At 70.9% G+C, this 25322-nt stretch carries 23 protein-coding genes; 10 read left to right on the forward strand and 13 right to left on the reverse strand.

Features of this window, described 5'->3' with window-relative positions; genetic code table 11:
- Window positions 1-2: 2 nt before the first annotated feature.
- The 3 genes from MW290_RS13435 to MW290_RS13445 all read left to right on the forward strand — a co-directional run bounded on the left by MW290_RS13435 (window position 3) and on the right by MW290_RS13445 (window position 3281).
- A complete protein-coding gene (locus MW290_RS13435; RefSeq protein ID WP_250195155.1) occupies window positions 3-407 on the forward strand; it encodes a YchJ family protein in 405 nt (134 codons plus the stop codon).
- 98 nt (window positions 408-505) lie between these two features.
- A complete protein-coding gene (locus MW290_RS13440; RefSeq protein ID WP_250195156.1) occupies window positions 506-1033 on the forward strand; it encodes a putative pterin-binding protein in 528 nt (175 codons plus the stop codon).
- A 19-nt stretch (window positions 1034-1052) separates the two neighbouring features.
- A complete protein-coding gene (locus MW290_RS13445) occupies window positions 1053-3281 on the forward strand; it encodes an ATP-binding protein (protein WP_250195157.1) in 2229 nt (742 codons plus the stop codon).
- A 10-nt stretch (window positions 3282-3291) separates the two neighbouring features.
- Here the strand turns inward: MW290_RS13445 and MW290_RS13450 are convergent, their stop codons facing one another.
- On the reverse strand, window positions 3292-4086 hold the full coding sequence (locus MW290_RS13450) for a transglutaminase-like domain-containing protein (protein ID WP_250195158.1): 795 nt from the start codon (window positions 4084-4086) through the stop codon (window positions 3292-3294).
- Between the two features lie 127 nt (window positions 4087-4213).
- Here MW290_RS13450 and MW290_RS13455 point away from each other — a divergent pair, with 127 nt between their 5' ends.
- The 3 genes from MW290_RS13455 to MW290_RS13465 all read left to right on the forward strand — a co-directional run bounded on the left by MW290_RS13455 (window position 4214) and on the right by MW290_RS13465 (window position 7480).
- Window positions 4214-4900: a heavy metal response regulator transcription factor gene (locus tag MW290_RS13455; protein WP_250195159.1), complete on the forward strand. Its 687-nt coding sequence runs from the start codon at window positions 4214-4216 to the stop codon at window positions 4898-4900.
- Window positions 4897-6273: a heavy metal sensor histidine kinase gene (locus MW290_RS13460; protein WP_250195160.1), complete on the forward strand. Its 1377-nt coding sequence runs from the start codon at window positions 4897-4899 to the stop codon at window positions 6271-6273. Before MW290_RS13455 ends, MW290_RS13460 begins: the two co-directional genes overlap by 4 nt.
- 409 nt (window positions 6274-6682) lie before the next feature.
- Complete coding sequence (locus tag MW290_RS13465) at window positions 6683-7480, forward strand: PEP-CTERM sorting domain-containing protein (protein ID WP_250195161.1); 798 nt, start codon at window positions 6683-6685, stop codon at window positions 7478-7480.
- A gap of 5 nt (window positions 7481-7485) precedes the next feature.
- On the opposite strand, the gene rsgA is transcribed toward MW290_RS13465, so the two are convergent.
- Entirely contained in the window at window positions 7486-8580 is a 1095-nt protein-coding gene (gene rsgA / locus MW290_RS13470) for a ribosome small subunit-dependent GTPase A (protein ID WP_250195162.1), read from the reverse strand.
- Window positions 8581-9188: 608 nt separating this feature from the next.
- Here rsgA and MW290_RS13475 point away from each other — a divergent pair.
- Window positions 9189-9506 carry a DUF883 domain-containing protein gene (locus tag MW290_RS13475; protein ID WP_250195163.1) on the forward strand — a complete coding sequence of 106 codons (318 nt, stop codon included), beginning with the start codon at window positions 9189-9191 and terminating at the stop codon, window positions 9504-9506.
- A gap of 21 nt (window positions 9507-9527) precedes the next feature.
- Here MW290_RS13475 and MW290_RS13480 read toward each other — a convergent pair whose 3' ends face one another.
- From MW290_RS13480 to MW290_RS13490, 3 genes are read right to left on the reverse strand one after another with little or no spacing between them, the layout of a single operon-like run.
- Window positions 9528-10496: a PDR/VanB family oxidoreductase gene (locus tag MW290_RS13480; protein ID WP_250195164.1), complete on the reverse strand. Its 969-nt coding sequence runs from the start codon at window positions 10494-10496 to the stop codon at window positions 9528-9530.
- Window positions 10493-11551, reverse strand: a complete 1059-nt coding sequence (locus MW290_RS13485) for an aromatic ring-hydroxylating dioxygenase subunit alpha (RefSeq protein ID WP_250195165.1) — start codon at window positions 11549-11551, stop codon at window positions 10493-10495. The genes MW290_RS13480 and MW290_RS13485 overlap by 4 nt, the downstream gene beginning before the upstream one ends.
- An 18-nt stretch (window positions 11552-11569) precedes the next feature.
- Window positions 11570-12946: an MFS transporter gene (locus tag MW290_RS13490; protein ID WP_250195166.1), complete on the reverse strand. Its 1377-nt coding sequence runs from the start codon at window positions 12944-12946 to the stop codon at window positions 11570-11572.
- Between the two features lie 213 nt (window positions 12947-13159).
- Between MW290_RS13490 and MW290_RS13495 the strand changes: the two genes are divergently transcribed.
- Window positions 13160-13630: a MarR family winged helix-turn-helix transcriptional regulator gene (locus MW290_RS13495; RefSeq protein WP_375142842.1), complete on the forward strand. Its 471-nt coding sequence runs from the start codon at window positions 13160-13162 to the stop codon at window positions 13628-13630.
- Between the two features lie 8 nt (window positions 13631-13638).
- Here the strand turns inward: MW290_RS13495 and MW290_RS13500 are convergent, their stop codons facing one another.
- The 7 genes from MW290_RS13500 to MW290_RS13530 form a co-directional block, all read right to left on the reverse strand.
- Entirely contained in the window at window positions 13639-14976 is a 1338-nt protein-coding gene (locus tag MW290_RS13500) for a sigma-54-dependent transcriptional regulator (RefSeq protein ID WP_250195168.1), read from the reverse strand.
- Window positions 14973-16904: a sensor histidine kinase gene (locus MW290_RS13505; protein WP_250195169.1), complete on the reverse strand. Its 1932-nt coding sequence runs from the start codon at window positions 16902-16904 to the stop codon at window positions 14973-14975. The genes MW290_RS13500 and MW290_RS13505 overlap by 4 nt, the downstream gene beginning before the upstream one ends.
- A gap of 73 nt (window positions 16905-16977) precedes the next feature.
- Window positions 16978-17922: an amino acid ABC transporter substrate-binding protein gene (locus MW290_RS13510; RefSeq protein ID WP_250195170.1), complete on the reverse strand. Its 945-nt coding sequence runs from the start codon at window positions 17920-17922 to the stop codon at window positions 16978-16980.
- Complete coding sequence (locus MW290_RS13515; protein WP_250195171.1) at window positions 17915-19234, reverse strand: dicarboxylate/amino acid:cation symporter; 1320 nt, start codon at window positions 19232-19234, stop codon at window positions 17915-17917. Before MW290_RS13515 ends, MW290_RS13510 begins: the two co-directional genes overlap by 8 nt.
- Before the next feature lie 53 nt (window positions 19235-19287).
- A complete protein-coding gene (locus MW290_RS13520) occupies window positions 19288-20460 on the reverse strand; it encodes an aminotransferase class III-fold pyridoxal phosphate-dependent enzyme (protein WP_250195172.1) in 1173 nt (390 codons plus the stop codon).
- 253 nt (window positions 20461-20713) lie between these two features.
- Window positions 20714-21232: a DUF2127 domain-containing protein gene (locus MW290_RS13525; RefSeq protein WP_250195173.1), complete on the reverse strand. Its 519-nt coding sequence runs from the start codon at window positions 21230-21232 to the stop codon at window positions 20714-20716.
- On the reverse strand, window positions 21229-22200 hold the full coding sequence (locus MW290_RS13530) for a DUF72 domain-containing protein (RefSeq protein WP_250195174.1): 972 nt from the start codon (window positions 22198-22200) through the stop codon (window positions 21229-21231). Before MW290_RS13530 ends, MW290_RS13525 begins: the two co-directional genes overlap by 4 nt.
- 111 nt (window positions 22201-22311) lie before the next feature.
- Here MW290_RS13530 and MW290_RS13535 point away from each other — a divergent pair, with 111 nt between their 5' ends.
- Entirely contained in the window at window positions 22312-22530 is a 219-nt protein-coding gene (locus MW290_RS13535; protein WP_250195175.1) for a hypothetical protein, read from the forward strand.
- A 193-nt stretch (window positions 22531-22723) separates the two neighbouring features.
- Here the strand turns inward: MW290_RS13535 and MW290_RS13540 are convergent, their stop codons facing one another.
- On the reverse strand, window positions 22724-23287 hold the full coding sequence (locus tag MW290_RS13540) for a TspO/MBR family protein (RefSeq protein ID WP_250195176.1): 564 nt from the start codon (window positions 23285-23287) through the stop codon (window positions 22724-22726).
- A gap of 241 nt (window positions 23288-23528) precedes the next feature.
- On the opposite strand from MW290_RS13540, the gene MW290_RS13545 reads away from it, so the two are divergent.
- Entirely contained in the window at window positions 23529-25304 is a 1776-nt protein-coding gene (locus MW290_RS13545; RefSeq protein ID WP_250195177.1) for a diguanylate cyclase, read from the forward strand.
- The last annotated feature ends 18 nt before the right edge of the window (window positions 25305-25322 follow it).

Raw genomic sequence — 25322 nt, forward strand, 5'->3', positions numbered from 1 at the left:
CGATGACCGTACCCGCTCCTGATTCACGGCCCTGCCCCTGCGGCAGTGCCCAAGTGCTGGCCGCCTGCTGCGGCCGCTACCACGCCGGCCCGCTGCACCTGCAGGCGCCCGATGCCGAGGCGCTGATGCGCTCGCGATACAGCGCCTTCGTGCTGGAAGATGCCGACTATCTGCTGCAGACCTGGCACCCGCGCACCCGTCCGGCGCAGCTGGACTTCGAGCCTGGCCTGCGCTGGCTGGGCCTGCAGGTGCGCCGCCACCTGCCCGGGCCGGACGGCCGGGCCGAGGTGGAGTTCGTGGCCCGCAGCAAGCTGGGCGGCCGTGCCCACCGGCTGCACGAAACCAGCCGCTTCGTGCACGAGGGCGGCCGCTGGTTTTACGTGGACGGCACGCTGCACGGCGCCTAGCAGCCCGCTGGTGTGCCTCAAGACCGGCCGCTGGCGGCCGATATCGACCTGCCCCACGCCGAAGCCGGCCGTCGCCCGCATGCCCGGGGCCGTCTGCCATGTCCGTGTCGCGCCGCCATCTCCTGCGTTCCGCCGCCCAGCTGGCACCCGTGTTCGCCCTCGGCCTGCCCTGGGCTGCGCAGGCCCAGCCCTCGCCCGCGTCAGCCGCCGCGGCCACCAAGGGCCGCACCGTGCTCACCGTGCAGCCCACCGGTGGCGCCGCCGTCGATTTCGACATGGCGGCGCTGGAAGCCCTGCCCCAGCAGACCTTCCGCACCAGCACGCCCTGGTACCCGAAACCGGTGAGCTTCACCGGCCCGCTGCTGCGCGACGTGCTGGCCGCCGCCGGTGCCCGCGGCCAGACCCTCCGCGCGGTGGCGCTGAACGATTACAAGGTGGAGCTGCCCATCGCCGACGCCGCCCGCTTCAACGTCATCGTCGCCCGCCTGCTGGATGGCAAGCCGATGCCGGTGCGCGAACGCGGCCCGCTGTTCATCGTGTACCCCTTCGACACCAGCGTGGAGCTGAAGTCCGAGAAGTACTACAGCCGCAGCGCCTGGCAGCTGCGCCGCATCGAGGTGAGCTGAACGGGCACGCCGGCCCCGCATGCCACACACCGAAACCGACGCGCTGCTGCTGGCCAAGGCCAGCCGCCCGCGCACCTCACGATGGCTGGGTGCCATCGCCGGGGTGCTGCTGCTCGCGTTCGCGGTGGTGGGCTGGGTGCAGCAGCGCCAGCTGACGCTGCTGTCCGGCTCGGTCAAGTACAACAGCGACAACATCGTCTGGAGCTTCTACCAGCTGCACAGCGAATACCTGCTGCTGCGCGACCTGCTGCGCCAGACGGTGCGCGACCCCGAGTCGCTGGACACCGACGCCCTGCAGCTGCGCTACGACATCTTCGTCAGCCGGCTGCCGCTGGTGGCACCGCAGCGCACCTCGGTGGTGTTTCCGGTGGCGCCGCTGCAAAAGCAGGTGCTGGCCCGGCTGGAAGCCGTGGTGCGCCAGGCCGACCCGCTGCTGGGTCCGACGCCCGAGCGTGCCTTCACCGCCCGCGACGCCCCGGCGCTGCTGGCGCAGCTGGAGCCGCTGAACACCGAGTTGCACGAACTCTCCCTCTGGGCCACGGTGCAGGTGGCCGACGAGGTCGGCCGCCGCAACGAGGCGGTGCGCGAGCAGAATCAACTGGCCATCGGCCTGACCGTGTTCCAGGGCCTGCTGACGCTGGCCTTTGCGGCGGTGCTGGTGCGCCAGCTGCGCAAGCTGGGCGAACGCAGCGTGGCGCTGGAGGGCCTGGCCTCGCGCTGGCGCCAGGCGCGCCGCGACGCCGAGGCGGCCAGCGATGCCAAGAGCCGCTTCCTGGCCAACATGAGCCATGAGATCCGCACGCCGCTCACCTCCATCATCGGCTTTGCCGAGCTGCTGCTGGACCCGGCGCAGCGCGAGGCCGACCGCACCGCCGCGGTGCACACCATCCGCCGCAATGGCGAGCACCTGCTGCAGGTGATCAACGACATCCTCGATCTCTCCAAGATCGAGACCGGCAAGCTGGACGTGGAGCTGGGCGCCACCGACCTGCGCGCGCTGGTGCGCGAAGTGGCCTCGCTCACCCTGCCGCGGGCGCAGCACCAGGGCCTGGCCTTCGAGGTGTGCGCGCCAACGCCGCTGCCGCCGCAGGTGCACAGCGATGGCCTGCGGCTCAAGCAGATCCTGCTCAACCTCTGCGGCAATGCCGTCAAGTTCACGCCCGAGGGCGCGGTGACGCTGACGTTGCGGCTGGACAGCGAGGCCTGCCAGCTGCAGTTCGAAGTGGCCGATACCGGCATCGGCATGACGCCGGCACAGCAGGAGCGCTTGTTCCGCCCGTTCAGCCAGGGCGACGTGTCCATCACCCGGCGCTTCGGCGGCACCGGCCTGGGGCTGGCGCTGTCCAGCCAGCTGGCGGCCTCGCTGGGCGGGCACATCAGCGTGCACAGCGAGCCTGGCCAGGGCAGCCGCTTCGTGCTCACGCTGCCGGTGATGCTGGAAGCGGTGGCGGCGGCCGTGGTCTGGCCGGCCGACTGGCTGGCGGCCGACGGCACCGCGAACGCGGGTGGCGCCGAAGGCGCGCCGCGGGCGCCGGTGCCGCAGCTGCAGGGCCAGGTGCTGCTGGCCGAGGACGGCTGCGACAACCAGCGCCTGATTGGCGCCTACCTGCAGCGCGCCGGCCTGCAGGCCACGGTGGTGGGCGACGGCCAGCAGGCGGTGGCCAGCGTGCTGGCCGGCCGCTTCGACCTGGTGCTGATGGACATCCAGATGCCGGTGCTCGATGGCGCCGGCGCCCTGGCCCAGCTGCGCGCGGCCGGCTGGCGCGGGCCGGTGATCGCGCTCACCGCCAACGTGATGGCGTCGGACGTGGCCGATTACCGCGCGCTGGGCTTCGACGACGTGCTGGCCAAGCCGCTGCAGGACCAGCGCTTCTACGACACGCTGGCGCGCTGGTTACCGGCGCCGGCCCCCACGGCCGAAGATGAGCTGGACGCCGAATTCGCGCGCGAGATGACGCGGCTGTGTGCCCTGTTCCGCCAGGGGCTGCCCCGGCAGCTCGACGACATCGACGACGCCACGGCTCGCGGCGACCATGCCGCGCTGGCCGGACTGGTGCACACGCTGAAAGGCACGGCCGGTTCCTTCGGATTCGGCCGACTGACCGCGGTGTGCCACCAGATGGATACGGTGCTCAAGGAAGCCCATGCCCGCCAGAACAACCCGGACGGCGCCCTGCTGCGCAGCCTGGCCCGCACGTTGCGCGCCGAGGCCGAGGCCGGCCTGCTGGCGACCCAGGCAGTCGCCTGATTCCGCCCGGTCAGTTCCCGGCCTGGCGGAACACCAGCGGCGCCATGCGCGTCATCTGCGCCGCGCCGAAGATGGTGCAGAACGGCAGGTCCGCCGCGTCCTGCCCGGTGCCGATGCGGATGACGTCCAGCGGGTCGGCCATCGCGGTGGGGTCGAACATCACCCAGCGCCCTTCCAGCCAGGCCTCGAACAGGGCATGGAAATCGGGCGGGGGCGTGTCCCACTCCACATGCCCCACCACGAAGCGCGCGGGGATGTTGAGCGCCCGGCACAGGCCGATGGCCACGTGCGCATAGTCGCGGCACACGCCGGTGCGGTTGGCCAGCACGTCGCGCGTGGTGCCGTAGGGCTTGGAGGTGCCCACCTCGTATTTCACGTTGTCGCGCACCCACTGGCAGATGCGCTCCACGCGCCGGAAGCCCAGGTCGGCGGTGCCGATCCAGCGCACCGCGTCGTGGAAGATCAGCTCCGACTCCACGTAGCGGCTGCCGGTGAGAAAAGGCACCACGTCCAGCGGCAGGTATGCGGTCGGCGTTTCGCGCAGGTTCTCGGTGCCCGGCATGCGCCGCAGCGTGGCCTGCGTCTGGTAGCGGATGCTGAAAGGCCCGGGCGGCACGTTCACCCGCAGCGTGCGGTTGCCCAGCGGGTCGGTGTAGCGCCCGGTTGGCAGCGGCGGCACCGTGGTCAGCGATTCGTCGCCGATCGACTGCTCGGGGGTGAAGGCGGCCTCGATCTTGAAGATGAAGGTGCTGGGCTGCTGAACTTCGTAGTTGAGTTCGCAATCGATGAGGAAATGGCGTGACATGGTGCGGGCGGCGCGGCAGCGGTGTTGGCGAAGGTGAGGCAAGCAACGTGCCCCTGTGGCCGCTGAATGACAGAAATGTCATGCCGGCGTCAGCCGAGCGCCCGCAGGCGCTGGCTAGACTCGCTGGATGCGCGTACTGATCGTCGAAGACGAGGCCAAGACGGCCGACTACCTGCGCCGCGGGCTCACCGAACAGGGGCACGTGGTGGACGTGGCCGTGGACGGCATCGATGGTCGCCATGCCGCGCTGGAAGGCCGCTACGACGTCATCGTGCTCGACGTGATGCTGCCCGGCATCGACGGCTTCGAGGTGCTGCGCGAGGTGCGCCGCAGCCAGCAGGTGCCCATCATCATGCTGACCGCGCGCGACCGCATCGAGGACCGCGTGCGCGGCCTGCAGGAAGGCGCCGACGACTACCTGGTCAAGCCCTTCAGCTTCCTGGAGCTGAGCGCGCGGCTGCAGGCGCTGTCGCGCCGCAGCCGGCAGCTCGAGGCCACCACGCTGACTATCGGCGACCTGGTGGTGGACCTCCTGGGCCGCAAGGTGCAGCGCGCGGGCGACCGCATCGACCTGACGGCCAAGGAGTTTTCGCTGCTGTGCGCGCTGGCGCGCCGGCCCGGCCAGGTGCTGTCGCGCACCGAGATCGCCGAGCTGGTGTGGGACATGAACTTCGACAGCAACACCAACGTGGTGGACGTGGCCGTCAAGCGGCTGCGCGCCAAGATCGACGGCCCCGCCTACCCGCGCAAGCTGGTGCACACGCTGCGCGGCATGGGCTACGTGCTGGAAGACCGCGGAGAGGGCGCCGCATGAAGCCCTGGCGCCCGGGCCGCTACCTGGCGCTGCGGCTGACAGCGATGTTCGCCGGCTGCGCCGCCGTCGTCTTCCTGCTGGCCGGGCTGGCCCTGCACACCCTGCTGGAAAACAACCTGATGGCCCAGGTGCGCGCCGAACTGGCGCTGCGCGGCACCTGGGGCGAATCGGCGGTGACGCGGGTGCAGAGCGAATCGCAGTGGCGGCTGTGGCTGGTGCCCAAGCTCAATTCGATGGACATGGAGCGCGGTGGCATGCGGCTGTGGATCCTCAGCCAGGACGCCGACTTCACCTATGGTCATCCGACGCCCGAAGTGCAGCGGCTGGCCCAGGCCGGCGGCTACGGCCTGCTGCAGCTGCCCGACCATCCCTGCGCCCTGGTCACCTGGACGCGCAACGTGCCGGCCGACGGCGACCGGCCGGCCACCACCATCGTGCTGGCGCGCGATCCGCTGCCCTTCTGGAACACACTCAACAACTTCCGGCTGGCGCTCATCGGCTATGGGCTGGCCGGCGTGCTGGGCGTGGCGGCCCTGGGTTACGGCATCGCCCGCGTGGGCCTGCGGCCGCTGCGCCGGCTGTCGCAGCAGGCCCATGCGCTCGACCCCAACCATCCGTCGCAGCGGCTGGCGTTGGCCTCGATGCCGGCCGAGCTGGACGACCTGACCGCCAGCTTCAACGGCGCGCTCGAGCGGCTGGAAGGTGCCTACCGGCAGCTCGAGGCCTTCAATGCCGACGTGGCCCACGAACTGCGCACGCCGCTCACCAACCTGATCGGCCAGACCCAGGTGCTGCTGAGCCGCCCGCGCGCGGCGGCCGAGCTGGCCGAGGTGATGCACTCCAACCTCGAAGAGCTGGAGCGGCTCAAGGCCATCGTCAACGACATGCTGTTCCTGGCCCGTGCCGACCAGGGCGCTGCCGCTTCGCGCCATGCCGAGGTGTCGCTGGCCGAAGAAGTGGCCAAGGTGCTGGACTACCTGGAATTCATGGTCGAGGACCATGGCGTGCGGGTGGTGGTGCGCGGCGACGCCCGCGGCTGCCTGGAAACCGCGCTGCTGCGCCGCGCCCTCAGCAACCTGTTGCAGAACGCGATCGAGCATTCGTCGGCCGGCGACGAGATCGAGGTGGCCATCGGCCGCGAAGGCGAGCGCCTGTCGGTGGCCGTGAGCAACCCCGGCGCGGCCATCGACCAGCGCCACCTGGCACATCTGTTCGACCGCTTCTACCGCGCCGACAGTGCCCGCCGCAATGCCGGCGGTAACCACGGGCTGGGCCTGGCCATCGTCAAGGCCATCGCGGTGATGCATCGCGGCACCGTCTTTGCACGGTCGGAACACGGCCGCAACACCTTCGGACTCACACTCGGTCTGTAGTGCGGCTCGGCCGCCTGGGTGCATGACGAAAACGTCATCTGCGCGTCAGGATGCTGCCGGTGCCCGCTGCCTACAGTCACCGTCATGGGCTCCTTCACCTACACCTCGATGATGATCCGCGCGCAGGCGCGCCACCGTGCTGCCGTGGCAGCGGCGGTGGCCACCGCGCCGATGCCAATGCCGGCGCCGGTGTACGCGCCTGTGCCCGATTCGCCCCCCCCAATCTCCACATTGAGACCGCGCTCCTCGCGGGATAGCATGCCCTCCGACACCCGCCAGGCTTGGCTGGCCGTGCAATGACAATGACCCGGAGGAAGACATGCAACGACCCACGCCATGGCGCCCTTGGCGCGCAGGGGCTGCCGCAGTACTGATCAGCTGCGCATGGGGGGCCCAGGCCGGCACCCTGATGAAGGTCACGGAATTGCAGGTCTTCCGCGACGGGGATTTCAACAGCTGGCTGCAAGGCCAGAACGTGTTGTTGCGCGATGGCTTTGACAACGCCAATCCCTTGCTCGGGCCCAGTTTCACAGGCGGTGATGCCGCCACCTACACGCTGGTGGATGCCAGCAACCCGCTGACGGTGCGCGAAGACAGCGGCCAGCTGCTGCTGGATGCTGCCCTGGCCGATCTTTCCACCGGAGCCAGCGGCGGCGTCGGCCATTCGGTGCGCGTGCGCCTCAACACCAACGTCACCGACGCCAACCGCGGCCTGCCCCTGAGCCGCAGCTTCGGCGTCGTCACCAACCTCTCGCTGGATGCCTTGCCCGACCGCGCCTCGCAGTTCGGCGTGAGGCTGTCCGACAGCTTCAGCGATGCCAGCGACATGGTGGAGTTGTCGCTCGTGCAACGGGCTTCTGGCTACGGCATCCTGTTCCGCAAGCAGGACTTCCTGCACCACACCATCACCGAGCTCGGCTTTGCCGCCCTGGCCGCCCCCACCGGTGCCACCGGCCTGCTGCTGGGCCTGGTGCATCCTCTGGCCGGCAGCAACTTGGTCGGCGCCGTCTACGGCTATGCCGACGGCAACGGTGAGATGATCGGCGACCTGCAGGCCTTCACGGCCACCGCCACCGCCTTCAACGGCGAGCTGCACACCCGCGCCGAACTGCGGGCCACCGCGGCCGTGCCTGAGCCCACCACCTGGGCCCTGATGCTGGCCGGCGTCGGTGCACTGGCGGGCGCCCGCTGGCGCCGCCGTGGCTGAACTCCTCAGGCCCCCCGCTTGAGGCGCAAGCGCTCGCGGCTGGCGCGGCTGCGGGCCTTCCACATCGACAGCTGCGCGCGACGCTGCAGCGGCCCCAGGTGATCGCGTTGCAGCTCGCGCTGCAGCTTGTGGAAGTTGTCGACGCGGTCGCCCTCCACTGCCGGCCGCACCGCACAGCCCGGCTCGCTGCCGTGCTGGCAGTCGCGGAAGTGGCAGGCCGGCGCCAGCCGCGCGATGTCGTCGAAGCTGGCCGCCAAGGTATCGGCATCGGCATCCGGGCGCAGCGTGCGCACCCCCGGTGTGTCGATCAGGCAGGCGCCACCCGGCAGCCGGTGCAGCGAGCGTGAGGTGGTGGTGTGCTTGCCGCGGCCGTCATGCTCGCGCGTGGGGCCGGTGTCCTGCACCGGCCGGCCCAGCAGCGCATTGGTCAGCGTCGACTTGCCGGCGCCGCTGGAGCCCAGCAGCACCAGCGTCTGCCCCGGCTGCAGCCAGGGGGCCAGCAAGACGCTGGCACTGGGGTGGCGCGCGTCCAGCGCCAGGTGCGGCACCCGGGCCGGCAGGCGTGCCTGCAGCCGGGCCAGCGCGTGGGCGGTGTCAGGGCACAGGTCGCGCTTGGTCAACACCACCACCGGCTGCACGCCGCTGCCTTCCACCAGCGCCAGAAAGCGCTCCAGCCGCCGCAGGCTGAAGTCGTCGTCCAGCCCCATCACGATGAAAGCGGTGTCGACGTTGCTCACGATGACGTGGCGGCGGCCATCGCCGTCGCGGCGGGTCAAGGCGCTGCGCCGCGCCAGGAAGTCGGTCAGCCACAGGCTGCCATCGGGATCCTGGCGCGCCAGGCCCCAGTCGCCCACGGCCAGCGCATCGCCGGCCTCGGCCAGTTCACGCACCAGCGCGGGCAGCAGCCGCGCCGACATCGGCGCCGCGCCGGCGTCGGCCGTGTGGCGGCCATCGATGAGGCGCACGGTTTCCCGGTGGATCTCGGTCACCCGCACCGGGCGGGTATGGGCGTCCAGGCTCAGGGAGGCGAGCAGCTGGCGCGTGGCGGGATTCAGGCCGATGTCCAGCAGCGGATCATCGGCCAAGGTCGATTCGGTCATCACAGGGTCCATCCACGAAGGTGGTCACACCGCTGCGCAGGCGCAGCGGCACGGCATCACAAGCGTTGGTCGGAAGACCCTGTGAAACGCCCGGGGCGGGCGTTGCGGCGCGAAGGTTCAGCGGCCTGCGGCAGGGCTTCCGGCTTGCGGGAGATCGGGCGTCATGGCTTGGTTCATGGTGATCTCCTTTCGTGGAAGTGAACCCGCGGAGGCCAAGGCGGCCGGCGGGGGAATCGAAGCGCGAGTGTGACCAGCCTGCGGCGGCGCGGTCAATCAGGGATGTGCGCCTACTCGCTGCAAAGCAACAGGATGGCCAGGCAACCGCAGGCAAGGCTGGCAAGGTAGCGCTTGATGGCGCGGTGGCGGCGGGCGAGGACAGCGGGGCTCATGGCGCGATTGTGCGCCGGCTGTGCCGCCCTGCCCATACGCCGGAACCCTGGCCGCGCCCTGTACGGCCCGGCGTATGCCGTTCTGCGCCGCGGTACGCCACTGCGAACGGTGCCGCCCAGCGTGCCCGCAGCCGCGGTGGGCGCGGCTTGGCATGGGCCATGCAGCAGGCCGGCGGTAGTGCCGTCTTTCGTCCCACCCCCCACTTTGCGAGAGAGAACATGTCCCTGCATTCCATCGAAGCCCTGCAAGCCGATGCCCAAGGCGCCCTGAGCGGCGCGCACGACGCGCTGGCGCAAGCCGCCGAAGCCGAAGGCGGCCGTGCCGAAGAGTTGCGTGCCCGTGGCCTGGCCAAGCTGCGCGCCGCGCGTGAGGCACTGCTGAACGCCCGCGACAGCGCGCTGGCCCAGGGCCGCCAGACGGCCCGCGCCGCCGACGACCTGGTGCATGCCCATCCCTGGCAGGTGGTGGGTGGCGCGCTGGTGGCCGGCGTCGTCGCCGGCGTGGTGGCGGGCGTGCTGCTGCAGCGCCGCCGTTGAGGGTCCAGCGCCCAAGCGCTGCTACAGGTCCAGCACCAGCAGCGGCGTCAGCGCGCGTGAGCAGCAGGGCGTGAACTGGTCGTTCAGCGCCTGCTCCTCTTCGGTCAGGTACATGTCCTTGTGCTCCGGCGTGCCCTCCAGCACGCGGGTCAGGCAGGTGCCGCACACGCCCTGCTCGCAGGACACCGGCACGTCGATGCCGCAGGCGGCCAACGCCTGCACCACCGTCTGGTCCTGCTTGACCTCGATCACGCGGCCGCTGCTGGCCAGCTTCACCTGGAAGCTGCCGGCATTCGACAGGTCCACCGCCTCACCAGCGAAAAACTCGTAGTGCAGCTGCGGCTCGGGCCAGCCGGCCTGGCGTGCCGTGGCCAGCACCCAGTCCATGAAGCCCTTGGGCCCGCACACGTACAGGTGCACGCCCGGCTTGGGTTGTGCCAGCAATGCGCCCAGGTCCAGCTTCTGCGCCGCGTCGCCATCATCGAAGTGGTGGTGGACCTGCGGCGCCAGCGCGGGCGCCGACAGCGTCTGCACGAAGGCGGTGTGTGAGCGCGAGCGGGTGCAGTAGTGCAGCGCAAAGCGCTGGCCGCCGGCGGCCAGGTGCTGCGCCATGCTCAGCAGCGGCGTGATGCCGATGCCGCCGGCCAGCAGCAGGTGCTGCTCGGCGCCGTCGGCCAGCGCAAAGTGGTTGCGTGGCGCGCTGATCTCGATCACGTCGCCCTCGGCCAGCGCCTGGTGCACCGCGGCTGAGCCGCCGCGCGAGGCCGGCTCGCGCAGCACGCCCAGCACGTAGCGGCCGGCCTCCGAAGGCGCATTGCTCAGGGAGTACTGGCGCACCAGGCCACCGGGCAGCCGCAGGTCGATGTGGGCCCCGGCGGTGAACGGTGGCAGCGGCTGCGTGCCATCGGCCACCAGCTCGAGCCGGCAGATGGCGTCGGTTTCCATCGTCTTGCGCGCCACGCGGGCGCGCAGCCAGGTGGCTGCGCTCATCCGGCCGCTCCGGCGGTGGCCAGCACCGCGCCGGCCGCGTCGCGCTCGGCCTGCAGCCAGCGCTCGATCACCCGGCGCGACTGCACGCCACCGGCGTCGATGTTCAGCGCCAGCAGCTTGCGCTCGGGGTGGGTCAGCAGGTTGCGCTGCTGGCGCTCCAGCATCTCCATGTCTTCCGAGAAGATCTTGCCCTGCCCTTCGCGGATGGTGTCGGTGAGCGCGCTGTCCTGCGGCTTGAAGTTGCGCGCCATGCCCCAGAAGTAGTGGTGCGAGGTGTCGGTCTCGGGCGTGATGAAGTCCACCACCAGCGCCGACACCTTGTGCTGCGGATCGGCGTCGTAGCCGCCGTGGCCGGCCAGCGCTACGCCCACCTCGATCATCACGTGGCTGGGCGGCGTGAAGCGGCACACCTGCCAGCGGTCCACCAGCTGATCCTCGGGCAGGCCGTTGCCACGCAGGGCCATGCGCCAGAAAGGCGGTGCATGCACCTTGTCCATGAAGCGGCTGGTCACCACCTCGTCACCATTGACCTTGGTGTTCACCGGCGCCTCGTCGATTTCCTTCTGGCCGATGCTGGTGGCGTGCACGTAGGTCTCGTGCGTCAGGTCCATCAGGTTGTCCACCATCAGCCGGTAGTCGCACTGGATGTGGTAGCGGCCGCCACCGTAAGCCCAGTCGGGGCTTTCGGCCCAGTGCAGGGGGTGCAGCGGCGTGGGCACGCCAGCGCCCGGCCACACCCAGATGAAGCCGTAGCGCTCGATGGCCGGAAAGGCCCGGATGGCCGGGAAGCCGCGCACCCGCTGGCCGGGCATGGAGACGGTCTTGCCGTCGCAGCCCATGGCCAGGCCGTGGTAGCCGCACACCAGCTGGCCATCGACCACCCGGCCCAGCGACAGCGGCGCGCCGCGGTGCGGGCAAAAGTCTTCCAGCGCCACCACGCTGCCGGCGGCATTGCGGTAGATCACCATCGGCTCCTTGCAGATGGTGCGGCCGAGCGGCTGCTCGCCCACTTCTTCGGCCATCGCGGCCACGTACCAGGCGTTCTTCGGAAACATTGCGTGCACTCCTTGCTGTCAATGCGCGGTGCGGGCCTTCAGGGCCTGCGCCGCTCCAGGGCCTTCAGACGCAGACAGGCGATGCAGCATCACGATGCATGCCGCCGCCGCGAAAGCCAGGCCATAACCGAGGTACAGCTGCGTGGGCAGCCAATGCTGGTCGATCAGCGCGCCTGCGACCAGCGGTGAGACGATGGCGCCCAGCCGGCCCACGCCGATGCCGATGCCCAGCCCGGTGGCCCGCACCTGGGCCGGGTACACCACCGGGCCGATGGCATAGAGCCCCGCCACGCTGCCGTTGGCGAAAGCGCCGATCAGGAAGGCCAGCGCATACGAGATGGCCAGCGGATGCGCCGAGCTGACGAACACGCTGAGCAGCAAAGCGGTGATGACCAGGAAGCCGGCCAGCACCCGCTTGAGCGCAAAGCGCGCGGCCAGCAGCCCCAGCAACGCCGCACCCAGGATGCCGCCCAGGCTGAGCAGCACACCGGCGGTGACGCCCTGCGGACCGGTCAGGCCCGAGGCGCTGAGCAGCTTGGGCGTCCAGCTCATCACGAAGTAAAAGCCGAACATCACGGTGAAGAAGGACAGCCACACCAGCAGCGTGGGTCGGCGCAGCGCCGGACCCAGCAGCTGCGCGAAGCGGCTGCCCTGCGGGCCGCCGGCCGCCTGCCGTGCAGGCAGCGCCGCCAGCGCCGGCAGGCCCACGGCGGCATTGAGTGCATTCACGCGCTGCAGCGCGTCGGCCGGCCGGCGGGTGAGCAGGAAGTCCATCGATTCGGGCAGCCGGGCCAGCACCAGCAGCGCCACGCCCAGCGTGGCGCCACCGCCGAAGAGGAAGATCGAGCGCCAGCCGTGGGCGTCGATCATCCACACCGCCAGCGCGCCGCCCAGGGCCGAGCCCAGCGCATAACCGGTGGACTGCAGCGTGACCGCCAGGCCGCGCCAGCGCCGGGAAGCGTACTCGCTGGCGATCACGTTGCTGCAGGCCAGGATGCCGCCCACGCCCAGGCCGGTGAGCACGCGCAGCGCGCCCAGCTCGAGAGGCGTGCGCGCCAGCGCCGACAGCAGCATGCCGATGCCGGAGACCGTGAGGCAGCCCAGGATCATCGGGCGCCGGCCGATGCGGTCGGCCCAGGGCGCGATGAACAGCGAGCCACCGGCCATGCCCACCAGGCCCGCGCTCAGCAGCATGCCCAGCTGCGAACCGTTGAGCGCCCACTCGGCGGAGATCGCCTTGGCGGCGAAAGCGGTCACCAGCACGTCGAAGCCGTCGACCATGTTGATCACCATGCAGATGACCACGGCCAGCCACTGGAAGCCGTTCATCGGCTTGTCGTCCAGGGCCATAGCGGCAGCAGCGGGCCCGCGTGCGGGCATGGGGGTGGCAGTCATCCTGGCTCGTCTCCGTGGCTGGGCCTTGCACCGGTACCGCAGCTTGATCCAGCGCAAGGTGGGAGGCACGTCATTGCGTACACTCAACGTCATTCAGTGTACGTAACGTGGAGTGGTTTGCAGCCAGGGTTATCCCGTGTTCCGGATGCGGCGCGTGGGTGGCCTGCGGCCGGCGCACGGCGCTTGTTAGCATCGACCGACACGCTGTCCGCCCTGATGAAAACCACGCCTTCCGACCTGTCCATCGAGCTCTATGAGCAGCCCGGCCACCTGATCCGCCGGGCCCACCAGATCGCCGTGTCCATGTTCCATGAGGAGCTGGGCCGCGACGTGACGCCGGTGCAGTACGCGGTGCTGCGCATGCTGCAAGACCGCCCCGGCATCGACCAGGTGACGCTGGCCGAGCGCGTGGGCCTGGACAACTCCACCACCGCCGACATCGCCCGCCGTCTGGAGGCCAAGGGCTGGATCGTGCGCGAGCTGCTGGCGCGCCGGCAGCGCAGCCTGTCGCTCACTGAAGAAGGCACGAGGGTGCTGGCCAGCTTCGTCAGTGGCATCCATCGGCTGAACGGCCGCATGCTGGACAGCCTGGCGCATGACGAACGGTCGGATCTGATCAGGCTGCTGCAGAAGTTCGTGCACATCCACAACGACCAGAGCCGGGCGCCGGTCCGCTCGGACTGACCTTCTTGCTACTTCATAAGGCCGTAGCGGCGCAGCTTGCCGTGCAGCGTGGTCTTGGGCGTGTTCAGCGCCTCGGCGGTGCGGGCCAGGCTGCCGCCATGGCGGTGCCATTCGCTGGCGATCAGGCTGCGCTCGAAGTCGTCGACCGCATCGGCCAGGCTGCGCGGCGCCGTCGGCCCCAGGTCGCCGGTGGCATCGGGCGCGCCGTCCTTGGCCACGCCCAGCACCATGCAGTCGGCCGCGTTGCGCAACTCGCGCACGTTGCCGGGCCAGTCGTGCGCCATCAGCCGGTGCAGCTCGGCCGCTGACACCTCGGGCACCGGGCGCTGGTAGCGGCTGGCGCCGAGCAGCAGAAAGTGCTCCAGCAGCAGCGGAATGTCCTCGCGCCGCTCGCGCAGCGGCGGCAGGTCGATCACCACCACGTTGAGCCGGTAGTACAGGTCGGCGCGGAAGGTCTGCGCCTTGGCGCGGGCCAGCAGGTCGTCCTTGGTGGCGGCGACGATGCGGCAGTCCACCGGCGTCTGCGCATTGGAGCCCAGGCGCTCGATCACCCGCTCCTGCAGCACCCGCAGCAGCTTGATCTGCACGTTGACCGGCATGCTCTCCAGCTCGTCGAGGAACAGCGTGCCGCCGTGCGCATGCTCGATCTTGCCCACCCGCCGCTTGTGCGCGCCGGTGAAGGCGCCGGCCTCATGGCCGAACAGCTCGCTGTCCAGCAGGCTTTCGGGCAGGCCGCCGCAGTTCAGGGCCACGAAGGGGTGGCTGCGCCGGCGCGAGAGCTGGTGCAGCGCTTGCGCCACCAATTCCTTGCCGGCGCCGGTCTCGCCGCGGATCATCACGTCCACCGGGCTGTCGGCCACCTCGCGCACCAGGCGGCGCACGCGCTCCATCTGCGGCGAGATGCCGATGAGCTTGCCCTCCACGCCTTCCAGCTGGGCCAGCCGATGCTGCAACGAATGCACTTCCAGCGTCAGCGCCCGCTTGTCCAGCGCCCGCTGCACCACCTCCACCAGCAGCTCGGGCTGGAAGGGCTTGGTGACGAAGTCGTAGGCGCCGGTGCGCATGGCTTCCACCGCCATCGTGATGTCGCCATGGCCGGTGATCACCAGCACCGGCAGCGTGGGGTCCAGCTGCTGGCAACGGCGGATCACCTCCATGCCGTCGATGCCGGGCAGCCGCATGTCGGTGACCACGACGCCCGGAAACCCCGGCGCCAGATGCGGCAGCGCCGCCTCCGCATGCTCGAAGGCCTGCACCGGCAAGCCGGCGAACTTCAGCGCCTGCACGCAACCCAGGCGCATCAAGGCGTCGTCTTCGATGATCAAAACGGACAGCGGGGTTTTCATGCGGTGGGGGTGGCGTTGGCGGTGCTGGCCGGCGCGGCCGGCAGGCTGAGGGTGAACACGGCGCCGCCTTCGGCCCGCGAGGTGGCCACGAGGTCGCCGCCGTAGTCCTGGGCGATGCCGCGCGAGATCACCAGCCCCAGGCCCAGGCCGCTGCCGGCGGGCTTGGTGGTGAAGAAAGGTGTGAACAGGCCCGCCAGCACCTCGGGCGACAGGCCCGGGCCGCTGTCGGCGATGCGCAGGCAGGTGCGCCGGCCTTCGCGGCTGTCCTCTTCCCAGGCGTCGATCTCGAGCCGGCGCCGCGGCGCGCCGTGCATCGCGTCTACCGCATTGCCGATGAGGTTGATGAGCACCTGCTCGAGCCGGTTGCGGTTGCACCAGGCCTGCGGCACGGTGGCCGCCGGTGCGTCCAGCGGCGGCCGGCATTGCAGCTGCACTTGCTCGGCGCGCAGGCGCTGGTCGAGCAGGAAAAGCGCGCTTTGCAGCGCGGCCGTGACCGGCACCGGCTCGGGTGCCACCGGCGACTTGCGGGCGAAGGCCTTGAACGGATGGATGATGCCGCTCATGCGCTCGACCAGCGTGTCCACCAGCGCCAGGTTGCCGTGGGCGCCTTCCAGGTCGCCGCGGCGGATGAATTCGCGCGCATTGCCCGCCAGCGTGCGGATGCCGCCCAGCGGCTGCGCCAGCTCATGGGTGATGCCCGTGGACAGCTGGCCCAGCACCGCCAGCTTGGCGGCCTGTACCAGCTCGTCCTGCGCGTCGCGCAGCGTGGCTTCGGCCTGCACCCGCACGGCCATCTCGCGGCGCAGTTCGGTGTTGGCGCTGGTCAGCGCCAGCGTGCGGCGGGCCACGGTGTCTTCCAGCTCGGCGTTCAGTCGTTCCAGGTCGGCCTGGGCCTGCCGGCGTTGCTGCGCGGCACGGCGCCGCTGCACCAGCACCAGCGCGGCGGCCACCAGGCAGGCCGCAGCCAGCCCGGCCACCGCGGCCGTTCCGCGCGCCTGCCAGCGCACCGGCGACAGATCGGCCATCACCAGCAGCCGCCAGTCCAGCCCGGGCAGCGTGCGGCCGCGCACCAGCAGACCCGCCGGTGCCGACATCGCCGAGGGATCGGCCACCGCGCTGGCCGGCGAATCGGGCGGAATCAGCGCCTCGGCTTCGCCGCCGGGGGCCTCCCAGTTCAGCTGCAGGGCCAGCGGAAAGCGGCCCAGCGGTCGGTCGCCGTACATGCCGCTGAGCTCCAGCTCGACGTCGGTGTCCAGCGGCAGCGGCCGGATCGCGCGGTACAGCCAGCGCGGGTCGGTGGCCTGGATGACGACGTCGTTGCCGTCCACCAGCACCGCTGGCGTGCCCAGCAGCGGCAGCGACAAGGCCACCGAGGCCAGCGACACCTTGACCACCGCCACCCCCACCACGCGCGCGCCCTCGTACAGCGGATGCGAGAAGTAGTAGCCCGGCTCGGCCACGGTGCTGCCCACCAGAAAATGCCGCCCGGGCCGACCGGCCAGCGCCTGCAGGTAGTAGGGCCGCACCGAGATGTCCTCACCCAGCCGGCCATCGTCGGCTCCTACCGTGTGGCTGGTGGCGATGACGGTGCCGCGCTCGTCGGCCACGAAGAGCGCCAGACTGCCTTGCCGGGCATTGAGCTCGCGCAGCAGCGCCTGCGCCTGGCCTTGCAGCGCCGGGTTCCGTGGGCCCTGCAGCAAGGCCATCACCGCGGGGTGCATCTGCAGCAGGGCCGGCGCATGGGCCAGCCGTTCCATCTGGCCCTGCGCGGTGGCACCGAACAGGTCGATGCGGTGGCCCAGGTCGGCTCGCAAGGCGGCCAGCCCCCGGGCCTGGCCCAGGCGGTAGCCCGCCGCCCCGGCAGCCAGCACCAGGGCGGTGGCGCCCAGCACCACCGCGATCACCGCAGGACGAACACGCCACACCATGCGCCGATTCTGCCGGTTGTGCGGCATGAATCCGGCAACTGTGCCAAACCGCTGCGGCCCGCCGGCCGGCGGGCTATTCGCGACGGATGGCCAGCGCACCCAGCAACGACTCCAGCTGGGCGCTCATCGGCAGCCCCAGCGCCGGGCCGCCCGGCAGTTTCTGCAGGAACCAGCGCTTGTAGCGGCGCTCGATCTCGCCTTCCTGCGCCAGCTCGCGCACGCCCTCTTCCACCGCCGCGGCCAGCTGCGCATCGTCCTTGCGGAACATGATGGCGTACGGGTCGTAGGACAGGTAGTCGCCCACCACGGTGTAGCCGCCCTGCAGCCGGTGGCGGGCCACCAGGCCGTACAGCAGCACGTCGTCGGTGGCGAAGGCGTCCGCCTTGCCGGCCAGCAGCTGGCCCAGCGCCGCCTCGTGGTCGGGCGATGCCTGCAGCGCCACGTCCACCCGGAAGCGGCGGGCCAGGTCGCGCATCGCCTGCTCGTTGGTGGTGCCGGCGGTGACGGCGGCGCTGCGCCCGCCCAGGTCGCGGAACTGGCGGATGCCGCTGCCGCGCTTGACCAGCAGCTTGGTGCCGGCCACGAACAGCGTGGGCGAAAAGGCCACCACCCGCTGCCGCTCGACGTTGCTGGTGGTGGAGCCGCACTCCAGGTCGGCCTGGCTGGAGACGATGGCGTCGATGCGGCTGGCCGCCGTCACCGGCAGCCAGCGCAGCTGCAGCTCACGACCCACCCGTTCCCCCAGGCGCTGGGCCAGCAGCACGCACAGGTCGACGGTGTAGCCGATGGGTTGCCCCTGCGCCGACAGGTAGCTGAAGGGCACCGAATCCAGCCGGTGGGCCAGCGTGATGGTGCCGGTCTCGCGCAGCTTTTTCAGCGTGCCGCTGAGCTGGACCGGCCCCTCCTCCTGGGCGCGGGCCGCACCCGGCGCCAGCAGGCTGGCCGTCAGGCCCAGAGCCAGCAGCAGGCCGGCGCCCAGGCGCCGGGCGCGGCCGGTGGTGCGGGCCGCGTCAAGCACGGGCCACCTGGGCCTGGGCGGCAGCGCGGGCGGCTGCGTCCATCTCGGCGGCCTTGGCGGCGGCCTGGTCTTCAGGCAGCAGCTCGCCTTCCCATTTGGCGACCACGGCGGTGGCGATGGAGTTGCCCACGGCATTGGTGGCCGAACGGCCCATGTCGAGGAAGGTGTCCACGCCCAGGATCAGCAGCAGGCCGGCTTCGGGGATGTTGAACTGGTTCAGCGTGGCGGCGATGACCACCAGCGATGCACGCGGCACGCCGGCCATGCCCTTGGAGGTGAGCATGAGGATCAGCAGCATGGTGATCTGCGTGGCCAGCGGCAGGTGGATGCCGTAGGCCTGGGCGATGAACAGCACGGCGAAGGTGCAGTACATCATCGAGCCGTCCAGGTTGAACGAGTAGCCCATCGGCATCACGAAGCTGCTGATCTTGCGGCGCACGCCGAAACGGTCCAGCGCATCGAGGATCTTCGGGTAGGCGGCTTCGGAGCTGGCGGTGGCGAAAGACAGCAGGAAGGCTTCCTTGATGAGCACCAGCAGCTTGAACACGCGCGGGCCCAGGAACAGCACGCCGGCGCCGATGAGCACCGCCCACAGCACGAACAGGCCGAGGTAGAAGTCGCCCATGAAGACGGCGAACTTGACCAGGATCTCCAGGCCGTTGACGGCCACGGTGGCGGCCATCGCGGCCATCACGGCCAGCGGCGCCAGCTTCATCACGTAGCCGGTGATCACCAGCATGGCGTGCGACAGCTCCTCGATGCCGGCCACCAAGGTCTTGGCCTTGTCACCCAGCGAAGCCAGGGCCACGCCGAAGAACATCGAGAACACCACGATCTGCAGGATCTCGTTGTTGGCCATCGCCTCGGCGAAGGACTTGGGCACCAGGTGGCTGACGAAGTCCTTCAAGGTGAACTTGGAAGTGGCCAGGTTGGCCGAGGCCCCGATGTCGGGCAGCGGCAGGCCGAGGTTCTGGCCCGGCTGAAGCAGGTTGGCCATGACCAGGCCCAGCACCAGAGAGATCAGCGAAGCGGTGAAGAACCAGGCCAGCGCCTTGCCGAACACGCGGCCCACCGACGAGGCCGTGCCCATGTGGGCGATGCCCACCACCAGCGTGGAGAACACCAGCGGCGCGATCAGCATCTTGATCAGCCGCAGGAACACGTCGGAGACGATGGAGATGTAGCCGGCGATCTGCGCCGCCACCTTCTTGTCCGGGAACTCGACGAACACCAGGTACCCGATCAGGATGCCCAGCACCATCGCGACGAGGATGTACAGCGCGGCTGGTAGCCGTTTCTTTTGCCCGCTCATTGGCTCTCTCTCTCCGAGTTTGACTGCGTTGGTTGTTCTGGGGGTGGCCCGCTTCAGGGGCCGCGCAGCGCCAGCTCGACGCTGACGCACAAGGCGGCGAACGCGCTGTCGTCGATGGCCAGCGGGTACGGGAAGCGCAGCACGTTGGCCGCCTCACCGGACACGGGCAGTTGCAGGCCGCGCTGGGCGGCACGCGCCTGCACCCGGCGCGCGAAAGAGGGGTCGGGCAGGCTGCCTTCCAGGCACTCCACCGCCAGCACCGAGCCCAGGCCACGGATATCGGCCAAGCGTGGCTGCCAGGCCATGGCGCGCATCAGCACGCCGGCCAGCTGGCGGCCCAGCTCGTCGGCCCGGTCGCACAGCCCCTGGCTGGCAATGAGGTCGAGCACCGCATGCTGTTCCTGCACCGCCAGCGCGCGCGCCTGCAGCGCCGGGCCTTCGGGCCAGGGCCCTTCATCGGGCGCGGCTTGCATCACCTCGGCGCGGCCGGTGACCACGGCCAGTGGCAGCGGCGCGTCGGGGCCCTGGGCATGCACCACCAGGTCGGCCTGCACCGGGTGGTGGTCCATCGCCATCATGCGGCCGGTGCGGGCCAGGCCGCAGCGGGTTTCGTCGGCCACCAGCTGGATGTGGTGCCAGTCGCAGCGCTGGCGCAGCGCGGCCAGCAGCTCGCCGTCCAGCTGCTGCACGCTGCCGTCGGCCTGCAGCGGCTCGATCACCAGGGCCGCGACCCGCTCGGGGCGCAGCGGGCCGGCCAGCAGTTCGTCCAGGCGGGCCAGGGTGTGCTCGGCGGTGTCGCCGTGCAGCGGCGTGGGCGCCGGCAGCCGCCACACCGGGCCGGCGGGCCGGCCGAACTCGGTCCAGGCGGGCGTGGCACCTGGCAGACAGCCGCTGCTGAGCTTGATGATGGCCGGCCGGCCGCTGTGGGCGCGGGCGATGCGCAGGGCCGCCTCCATCGCCTGCGCGCCGCTGCCGAAGAAGGCGCTGCGCCAGGCCCTGGGGCCGGGCAGCAAGGCCGCGAAGCGGTCGGCCAGTCGCTGCTGCTCGTCGGCCCGTACCGCTGCGCCGGAGACCGGCGACGGCGTCGGCATCGGCATCGGCGTCGGCGTCGCAGCGGCGCGCAGCGGTGGCGACGCCGCTGCTGCGGCGCTGGCCACAAAGCCACGCGATTCCATGCGCAGAACGCCAGCGTAGGCGCCTGCCAGGCTTGCCATGCGATCGGTCATCGACCCCTCCTGGGTGCGGGCCCCGGCGTCACCGCGGGGTCTCTATACCCAGGACATTGCAGCGTGCGTGCCAAGCGCGGCAAAGTTCCGTAGCACCCGCCGAAAGTTGGCAAGTGCTTGAATTCACAGGGAATTTGCTGCCAATTCAACACCCCGGAAGCGGCTGCCCTTCGGGGTTTCGAACGATAGGCCGTGGCGGCGTACGGCCGGCCGGATGGGGCTGCCCGGCCCCTGCGTCGCCCGCCCGAAAAAGCTAGCCCGATGCGCTGGCCGCGCCCTGCGCCCGCCGCCGGTCGCGCTGGCGCCACCACTGGCGGGCCAGCACCACCACCAGCACGGCATTCAGCGTGACCACCGCCGCGGCGGCCACCGAAGGCCGGTGCAGCAGGTGGCGCAGCTCGAAGGGCAGGTACAGCGCGCCGGACAAGGCGCCGAGCCATTCGCCCCAGGCGGCGCCCTTCCACAGGCCCCAGGCTTCCAGCCAGCGCAGCGCCACGTAGGCCAGCACCGCCATCAGCAGCAGGCGGGTGGGCAGGTGCTGCAACTGGTCCAGCCGGCCCAGCAGCAGCGCCGGGTAGTGGCCGCCCGGGTCCAGGCCCACGTGGCCGATCAACGCCAGCGCCAGCCGGTGCAGGTCGTGGTGCAGCAGGCTCAGCAGGCCCAGGCCGGCGGCCAGCGCCACCAGGCCCTTCAGTGCCTCGAAGGCGGCGATGGCCCGCAGCGCCTGGCGCGTGCCCTCCCCCGGCGGCGCGCTATTGGCCAGGCCGCTCACCGGCCCAGCCCCAGCAGGCGCATCAGGCGCTCGGCATGGCGCTGAGCCCGGTCCTGCACCGCGTCGTCGAAGACGACATGGGTGTTCAGCACCCGCTGCGACAGGCTGCGCACGTTCATCGCCAGGTTCTCCAGTTCGGCATCGCTCAAATCGGGGTGGGGGTGGTCGTCGGCACCCGCACCGGCGCCCGGTGGGCCGGGCAGGCGCACCAGGGCCAAGTGTGGGTTGGTCACCTCCCAGTGTGCCGCGGTCGCATGAACGCCTTGCAGCCGCCCGTCTTCCACCACGTTGACCAGCCCACGCTCCTTCTGAAACTCCAGCGTGGCGTGGGCCTGGCCGGGGTGGAACCAGCTGGGGTCGTCGAAGGCCACCGCCAGCAGGTGGTCGGTGAGGCGGGCCCGCCAGTCGTCCAGCAGCACCCGCGCGGGTGCGGCCGCGGCGAAGCCCACGGGCCAGCGCCATTGCAGCGCCCCCAGCTTGCCCGCCGCCTGCAAAGGCTGCAGCGCTTGCAGGAAGCTCTCCCACATCAGCTCATGCACGGCGGGCGGCAGATCGTCGGGCTGCACCGTGTGGTGGGTGAAGGCGCCCAGCGCGGCACGCACGGTCATCGGCAGCGCATCCACCGGGATGGACCGGCCGCTGAAGACGCGGAACACCCGCAGGTTGAACACGAAGTCCGCCGGCGTCGCATCGGCCCAGGCCTGTACCACTTCGGGCGACGGCCATTCGTCCTCGGTGCTGGTGACTTCCACCAGCGCAAAGCGGCTGGCGTAGTGTTGCAGGCGCTCGGTGCTGCTGCGGCAATCGGCCGGGTAGAAACGGCCGCAGGCCAGCAGAGAAGGATGTTCCCAGCCCGCCGTGCCCACGCGGATGCGGTGCGGCCCGGGCGGGCGCAGCGGTTGCAGGCGCGGTTCGGTTTCGGGTCCGGCTTCGGGCGGCTGCTGGGCAGTGGGCGCGGGGAGCTGCATCGTGCGTTTCTCCTGGGGTGGGCCTGGTCACGGCCAGGGTACGCACCGCAGCAAGACCCCTGTTACCAAGGGTGCGGGTGCCACTGGCATGTGGGTTGCCGATGGTCGGGCATGACACCCCATCCCGCCGATCTGCCGGTCGACCCGCCGGCCGCCTTTGAGCTGCGCTTCGAATCGCTGACCCACCCCGGCCGGCGCTTCTCGTTTCCGTGCGATGCCGTGGGCACCGTGGACCTGGCCGCCATGGGCGAAGCCGCTCGCGCCAGCTACCACCGCGTGCTGTCGCTGGTGGGTCGCGAGTACGCCGCACCGGTGGTGGTGCGGGTGTGACCTATCAGCCCAGGGGCTTGTAGATCGGTGGGTCGGGCTCGGGGAACACGGGGCGTTCCGGCTGCGGCCGGTGCTCCCATTGGCGAAGGCGCTTTTCCTGCCGGGCAGGATGGGCGCCAGGACGGTGTTGCGGATGCTGCTGGGGTGTTGCACGCATGCGGTGATGGTCCTTGGTGGGTGGAAATTCAGGCGATCAGCGTCGGCGGTTGAGCCACCACAGCGCCCCGGTGAGCGCGGTGGCAAAGCCCACCCAGCCGATGAAGGGCAGCATCAGGCGGCCAGCCACCGGGTCCACCCGGTGGGCTGCGCGGGCGCCGGCCGCACCGGTGCCCACCATGGCGGCGGCCACCAGCAGGCTGGCCGGCAACTGGCGTGCACCGAAGAACACGGCGCTCCAGCCGCCGATCAGCAGCACGTTGAGCACCAGCCAACCCAGGGCCTGGCGGCGCGCCTCCTGCCGCACGGTGCCCGGGCCGGCGGGGGTGCGCAGCAGCCGGTAGGCGGCCACCGCCAGGCTGCTGTCGATCAGCGTCCAGGCGATGGGGATCACGGCGTCGGGCGGCTTCCAGTCGGGCGTGCGCAGGCGTGCGTACCAGAGCGCAGCGCGTGGCCGCTGCGGGCCGAACACCCAGCCGGCGGCCATCGGGTACAGCAGCGCGGCGCTGGCCAGCGCCGCCGAAGCCGCCGGGGGCAGCACGGCCGCTTCGGGCCAGGCGCCAGCGGCGCGGAAGGCGTTGGGGGGCAGGCCGACGTTCATGCCAGAGCCTCCGGCAATCTCCGTGCCGGCCCCCGGCTGCACCCCGCCGTCATCCTTGATAAATGATGAAACTGATGCCGCGCTGGTTGGGCGGCGCGGCAAGGGCGCCACGGCGTGATCAACGGCCGCCAGGAATGACGCGGCGCAGCGCTGAATCGCGCCGCGCTGTGGCCAAATAGCGGGCTTGCCCTCCACTTGCTGCCACGCGCCCAGCCGGGCCTCGGGGTGGCCGAAGTCATCGATGCCCTGGCCCGTGCTCCTGCGCCGATTTCCGCTCCTGTTGTGCTGTCTGGTGCTGGTGGTCGGCCTGGGCCGCGCTTCACCGGCCCTGGCTGCGCCGGGCAAGTCCGCCACCGGGCCGGTGCAGGTGGATGACCGCAGCCGCATCACCCTGTGGCCCGCCGTCACCCTGCGGCACGACGCCGAGCACAACCTGCCGCTGGAAGAAGTGATGGCCGCACCCGGCCTTTTCCAGAAGCCCGTGGGCACCCCCGCCAACCTGGGCCGCATGCCCGACACCTTGTGGCTGCGCATCCCGCTGCAGGTGGCCGGCACGGCGCCGGTGCAGCGGGTGTTCGGCATCGACTACCCGCCGCTGGACCGCGTGGACGTGTACCTGGTGGCCGGCGGCCAGGTGCTCTCGCACGTGCGCATGGGCAGCTCGCTGGAGCATGAGCTGCGACCGCTGCGCTCACGCACGCTGGCGGCACCGCTGGATCTGCCGCCCGGCGCCAGCGAGCTGTACGTGCGGGTGTGGGCCCGCAGCTCGATGGTGCTGCCGATGACGCTGCGCACGCCGGAAGCCTTCGCCGAGCATGAGGCCCGCGGCCAGCTGCTTCAGGGCCTGCTGGCCGGCCTGGCGGTGGCCATGCTGATGTACAGCATCGCCCACGGCGTGGCGCTGCGCGACGGCATGTTCGGCTACTACGCCCTGCTGCTGGCCGGCAACATGGTGTTCTTCATGTCGTACTTCGGCATCCTGGCGCAGCATGTGTGGCCGCATGCGCCCCAGCTGGCACAGGAGATCTCGCCGCAGGCGGTGCTGATCGCGGTGTTCGGCGGCTCGGCCTTCATGTCGCGGGCGCTGGCGGTGGGTGAAGTCAGCCGTTGGGCCGCCCGGCTGCTTCAGTTGCTCGGCTGGATAGCGCTGGCCGGGCTGGCGGCCTACCACCTGGGATGGATGGACTTTCGCGCGGTGCAGGGCCTGGCCACGCTGATGGGCCTGCTGCCCACCTGCATTGCATTGCCCATCGCGGTGCTGCGCGCCCGCCGCGGCGACCGCACGGCCACCGTGATGGTGCTGGGCTGGAGCGTGTTTCTGGTGGGTACGGCCGCGCTGGTGGGCACCATTCTGGGCAAGCTGCAGCCCACCTTCTGGGCGCTGCACCTGTACCCGCTGGCCACCATGTGCGAGATGGCGGTGTGGATGGTGGTGCTGGCGCTGCGGGTGCAGGCCATCCACCGCCATGCCGAGCGCGCGCGGGTGGAAACCCACCGCCTGCGCGACCTGGCCCACACCGATGCCCTCACCGGCCTGCCCAACCGCCGCGGCCTGCATGACCGCATGCTGCCGGCGCTGGCCGAGAGCACGCCCGACCAGCTGCTGGCCGTGTACCTGCTGGACCTGGACGGCTTCAAGCCGGTGAACGACCACTACGGCCACGACGTGGGCGATGCCCTGCTGGTGGCGGTGGGCCAGCGGCTGCAGGCCGAGCTGCGCACCACCGATGTGGTGGCCCGCGTGGGCGGCGACGAATTCGTGGTGCTGGCCGCCGGTCTGGTGGACGCGGAGGCGGCCCACGCGCTGAGCCAGAAGCTGCTGCAGGCCTTCGACGCGCCCTTCATGGCAGCCGGCCACACCTGCCAGGTGGGCCTGACCATCGGCTACGCCCTGGCCCCGCTGGACGGCAGCGACGCCGACGAACTGATCAAGCGCGCCGACGCCGCGATGTACGCCGGCAAGCAGGCCGGCCGCCGGCGGGCGCAGCGCGGTGGGCGGATGATGGCAGCGGCGTGAAGGCGTGGTGCGCGGTAG

This window comes from Aquincola tertiaricarbonis (assembly GCF_023573145.1).
GTDB lineage: Bacteria > Pseudomonadota > Gammaproteobacteria > Burkholderiales > Burkholderiaceae_C > Aquincola > Aquincola tertiaricarbonis_B.

What these genes read in the sequence shown, in the direction of transcription:
- MW290_RS13455 (WP_250195159.1), top strand. Translation starts at nt 4,214, where the DNA reads ATGCGCGTACTGATCGTCGAAGACGAGGCCAAGACGGCCGACTACCTG.
- MW290_RS13445 (WP_250195157.1), top strand. Translation starts at nt 1,053, where the DNA reads ATGCCACACACCGAAACCGACGCGCTGCTGCTGGCCAAGGCCAGCCGC.
- MW290_RS13530 (WP_250195174.1), bottom strand. Translation starts at nt 22,200, where the DNA reads ATGCAGCTCCCCGCGCCCACTGCCCAGCAGCCGCCCGAAGCCGGACCC.
- MW290_RS13480 (WP_250195164.1), bottom strand. Translation starts at nt 10,496, where the DNA reads ATGAGCGCAGCCACCTGGCTGCGCGCCCGCGTGGCGCGCAAGACGATG.
- MW290_RS13540 (WP_250195176.1), bottom strand. Translation starts at nt 23,287, where the DNA reads ATGAACGTCGGCCTGCCCCCCAACGCCTTCCGCGCCGCTGGCGCCTGG.
- MW290_RS13535 (WP_250195175.1), top strand. Translation starts at nt 22,312, where the DNA reads ATGACACCCCATCCCGCCGATCTGCCGGTCGACCCGCCGGCCGCCTTT.
- MW290_RS13505 (WP_250195169.1), bottom strand. Translation starts at nt 16,904, where the DNA reads ATGGTGTGGCGTGTTCGTCCTGCGGTGATCGCGGTGGTGCTGGGCGCC.
- MW290_RS13460 (WP_250195160.1), top strand. Translation starts at nt 4,897, where the DNA reads ATGAAGCCCTGGCGCCCGGGCCGCTACCTGGCGCTGCGGCTGACAGCG.
- MW290_RS13475 (WP_250195163.1), top strand. Translation starts at nt 9,189, where the DNA reads ATGTCCCTGCATTCCATCGAAGCCCTGCAAGCCGATGCCCAAGGCGCC.
- rsgA (WP_250195162.1), bottom strand. Translation starts at nt 8,580, where the DNA reads ATGACCGAATCGACCTTGGCCGATGATCCGCTGCTGGACATCGGCCTG.
- MW290_RS13450 (WP_250195158.1), bottom strand. Translation starts at nt 4,086, where the DNA reads ATGTCACGCCATTTCCTCATCGATTGCGAACTCAACTACGAAGTTCAG.
- MW290_RS13545 (WP_250195177.1), top strand. Translation starts at nt 23,529, where the DNA reads ATGCCCTGGCCCGTGCTCCTGCGCCGATTTCCGCTCCTGTTGTGCTGT.
- MW290_RS13490 (WP_250195166.1), bottom strand. Translation starts at nt 12,946, where the DNA reads ATGACTGCCACCCCCATGCCCGCACGCGGGCCCGCTGCTGCCGCTATG.
- MW290_RS13515 (WP_250195171.1), bottom strand. Translation starts at nt 19,234, where the DNA reads ATGAGCGGGCAAAAGAAACGGCTACCAGCCGCGCTGTACATCCTCGTC.
- MW290_RS13500 (WP_250195168.1), bottom strand. Translation starts at nt 14,976, where the DNA reads ATGAAAACCCCGCTGTCCGTTTTGATCATCGAAGACGACGCCTTGATG.
- MW290_RS13465 (WP_250195161.1), top strand. Translation starts at nt 6,683, where the DNA reads ATGAAGGTCACGGAATTGCAGGTCTTCCGCGACGGGGATTTCAACAGC.
- MW290_RS13520 (WP_250195172.1), bottom strand. Translation starts at nt 20,460, where the DNA reads ATGACCGATCGCATGGCAAGCCTGGCAGGCGCCTACGCTGGCGTTCTG.
- MW290_RS13485 (WP_250195165.1), bottom strand. Translation starts at nt 11,551, where the DNA reads ATGTTTCCGAAGAACGCCTGGTACGTGGCCGCGATGGCCGAAGAAGTG.
- MW290_RS13435 (WP_250195155.1), top strand. Translation starts at nt 3, where the DNA reads ATGACCGTACCCGCTCCTGATTCACGGCCCTGCCCCTGCGGCAGTGCC.
- MW290_RS13440 (WP_250195156.1), top strand. Translation starts at nt 506, where the DNA reads ATGTCCGTGTCGCGCCGCCATCTCCTGCGTTCCGCCGCCCAGCTGGCA.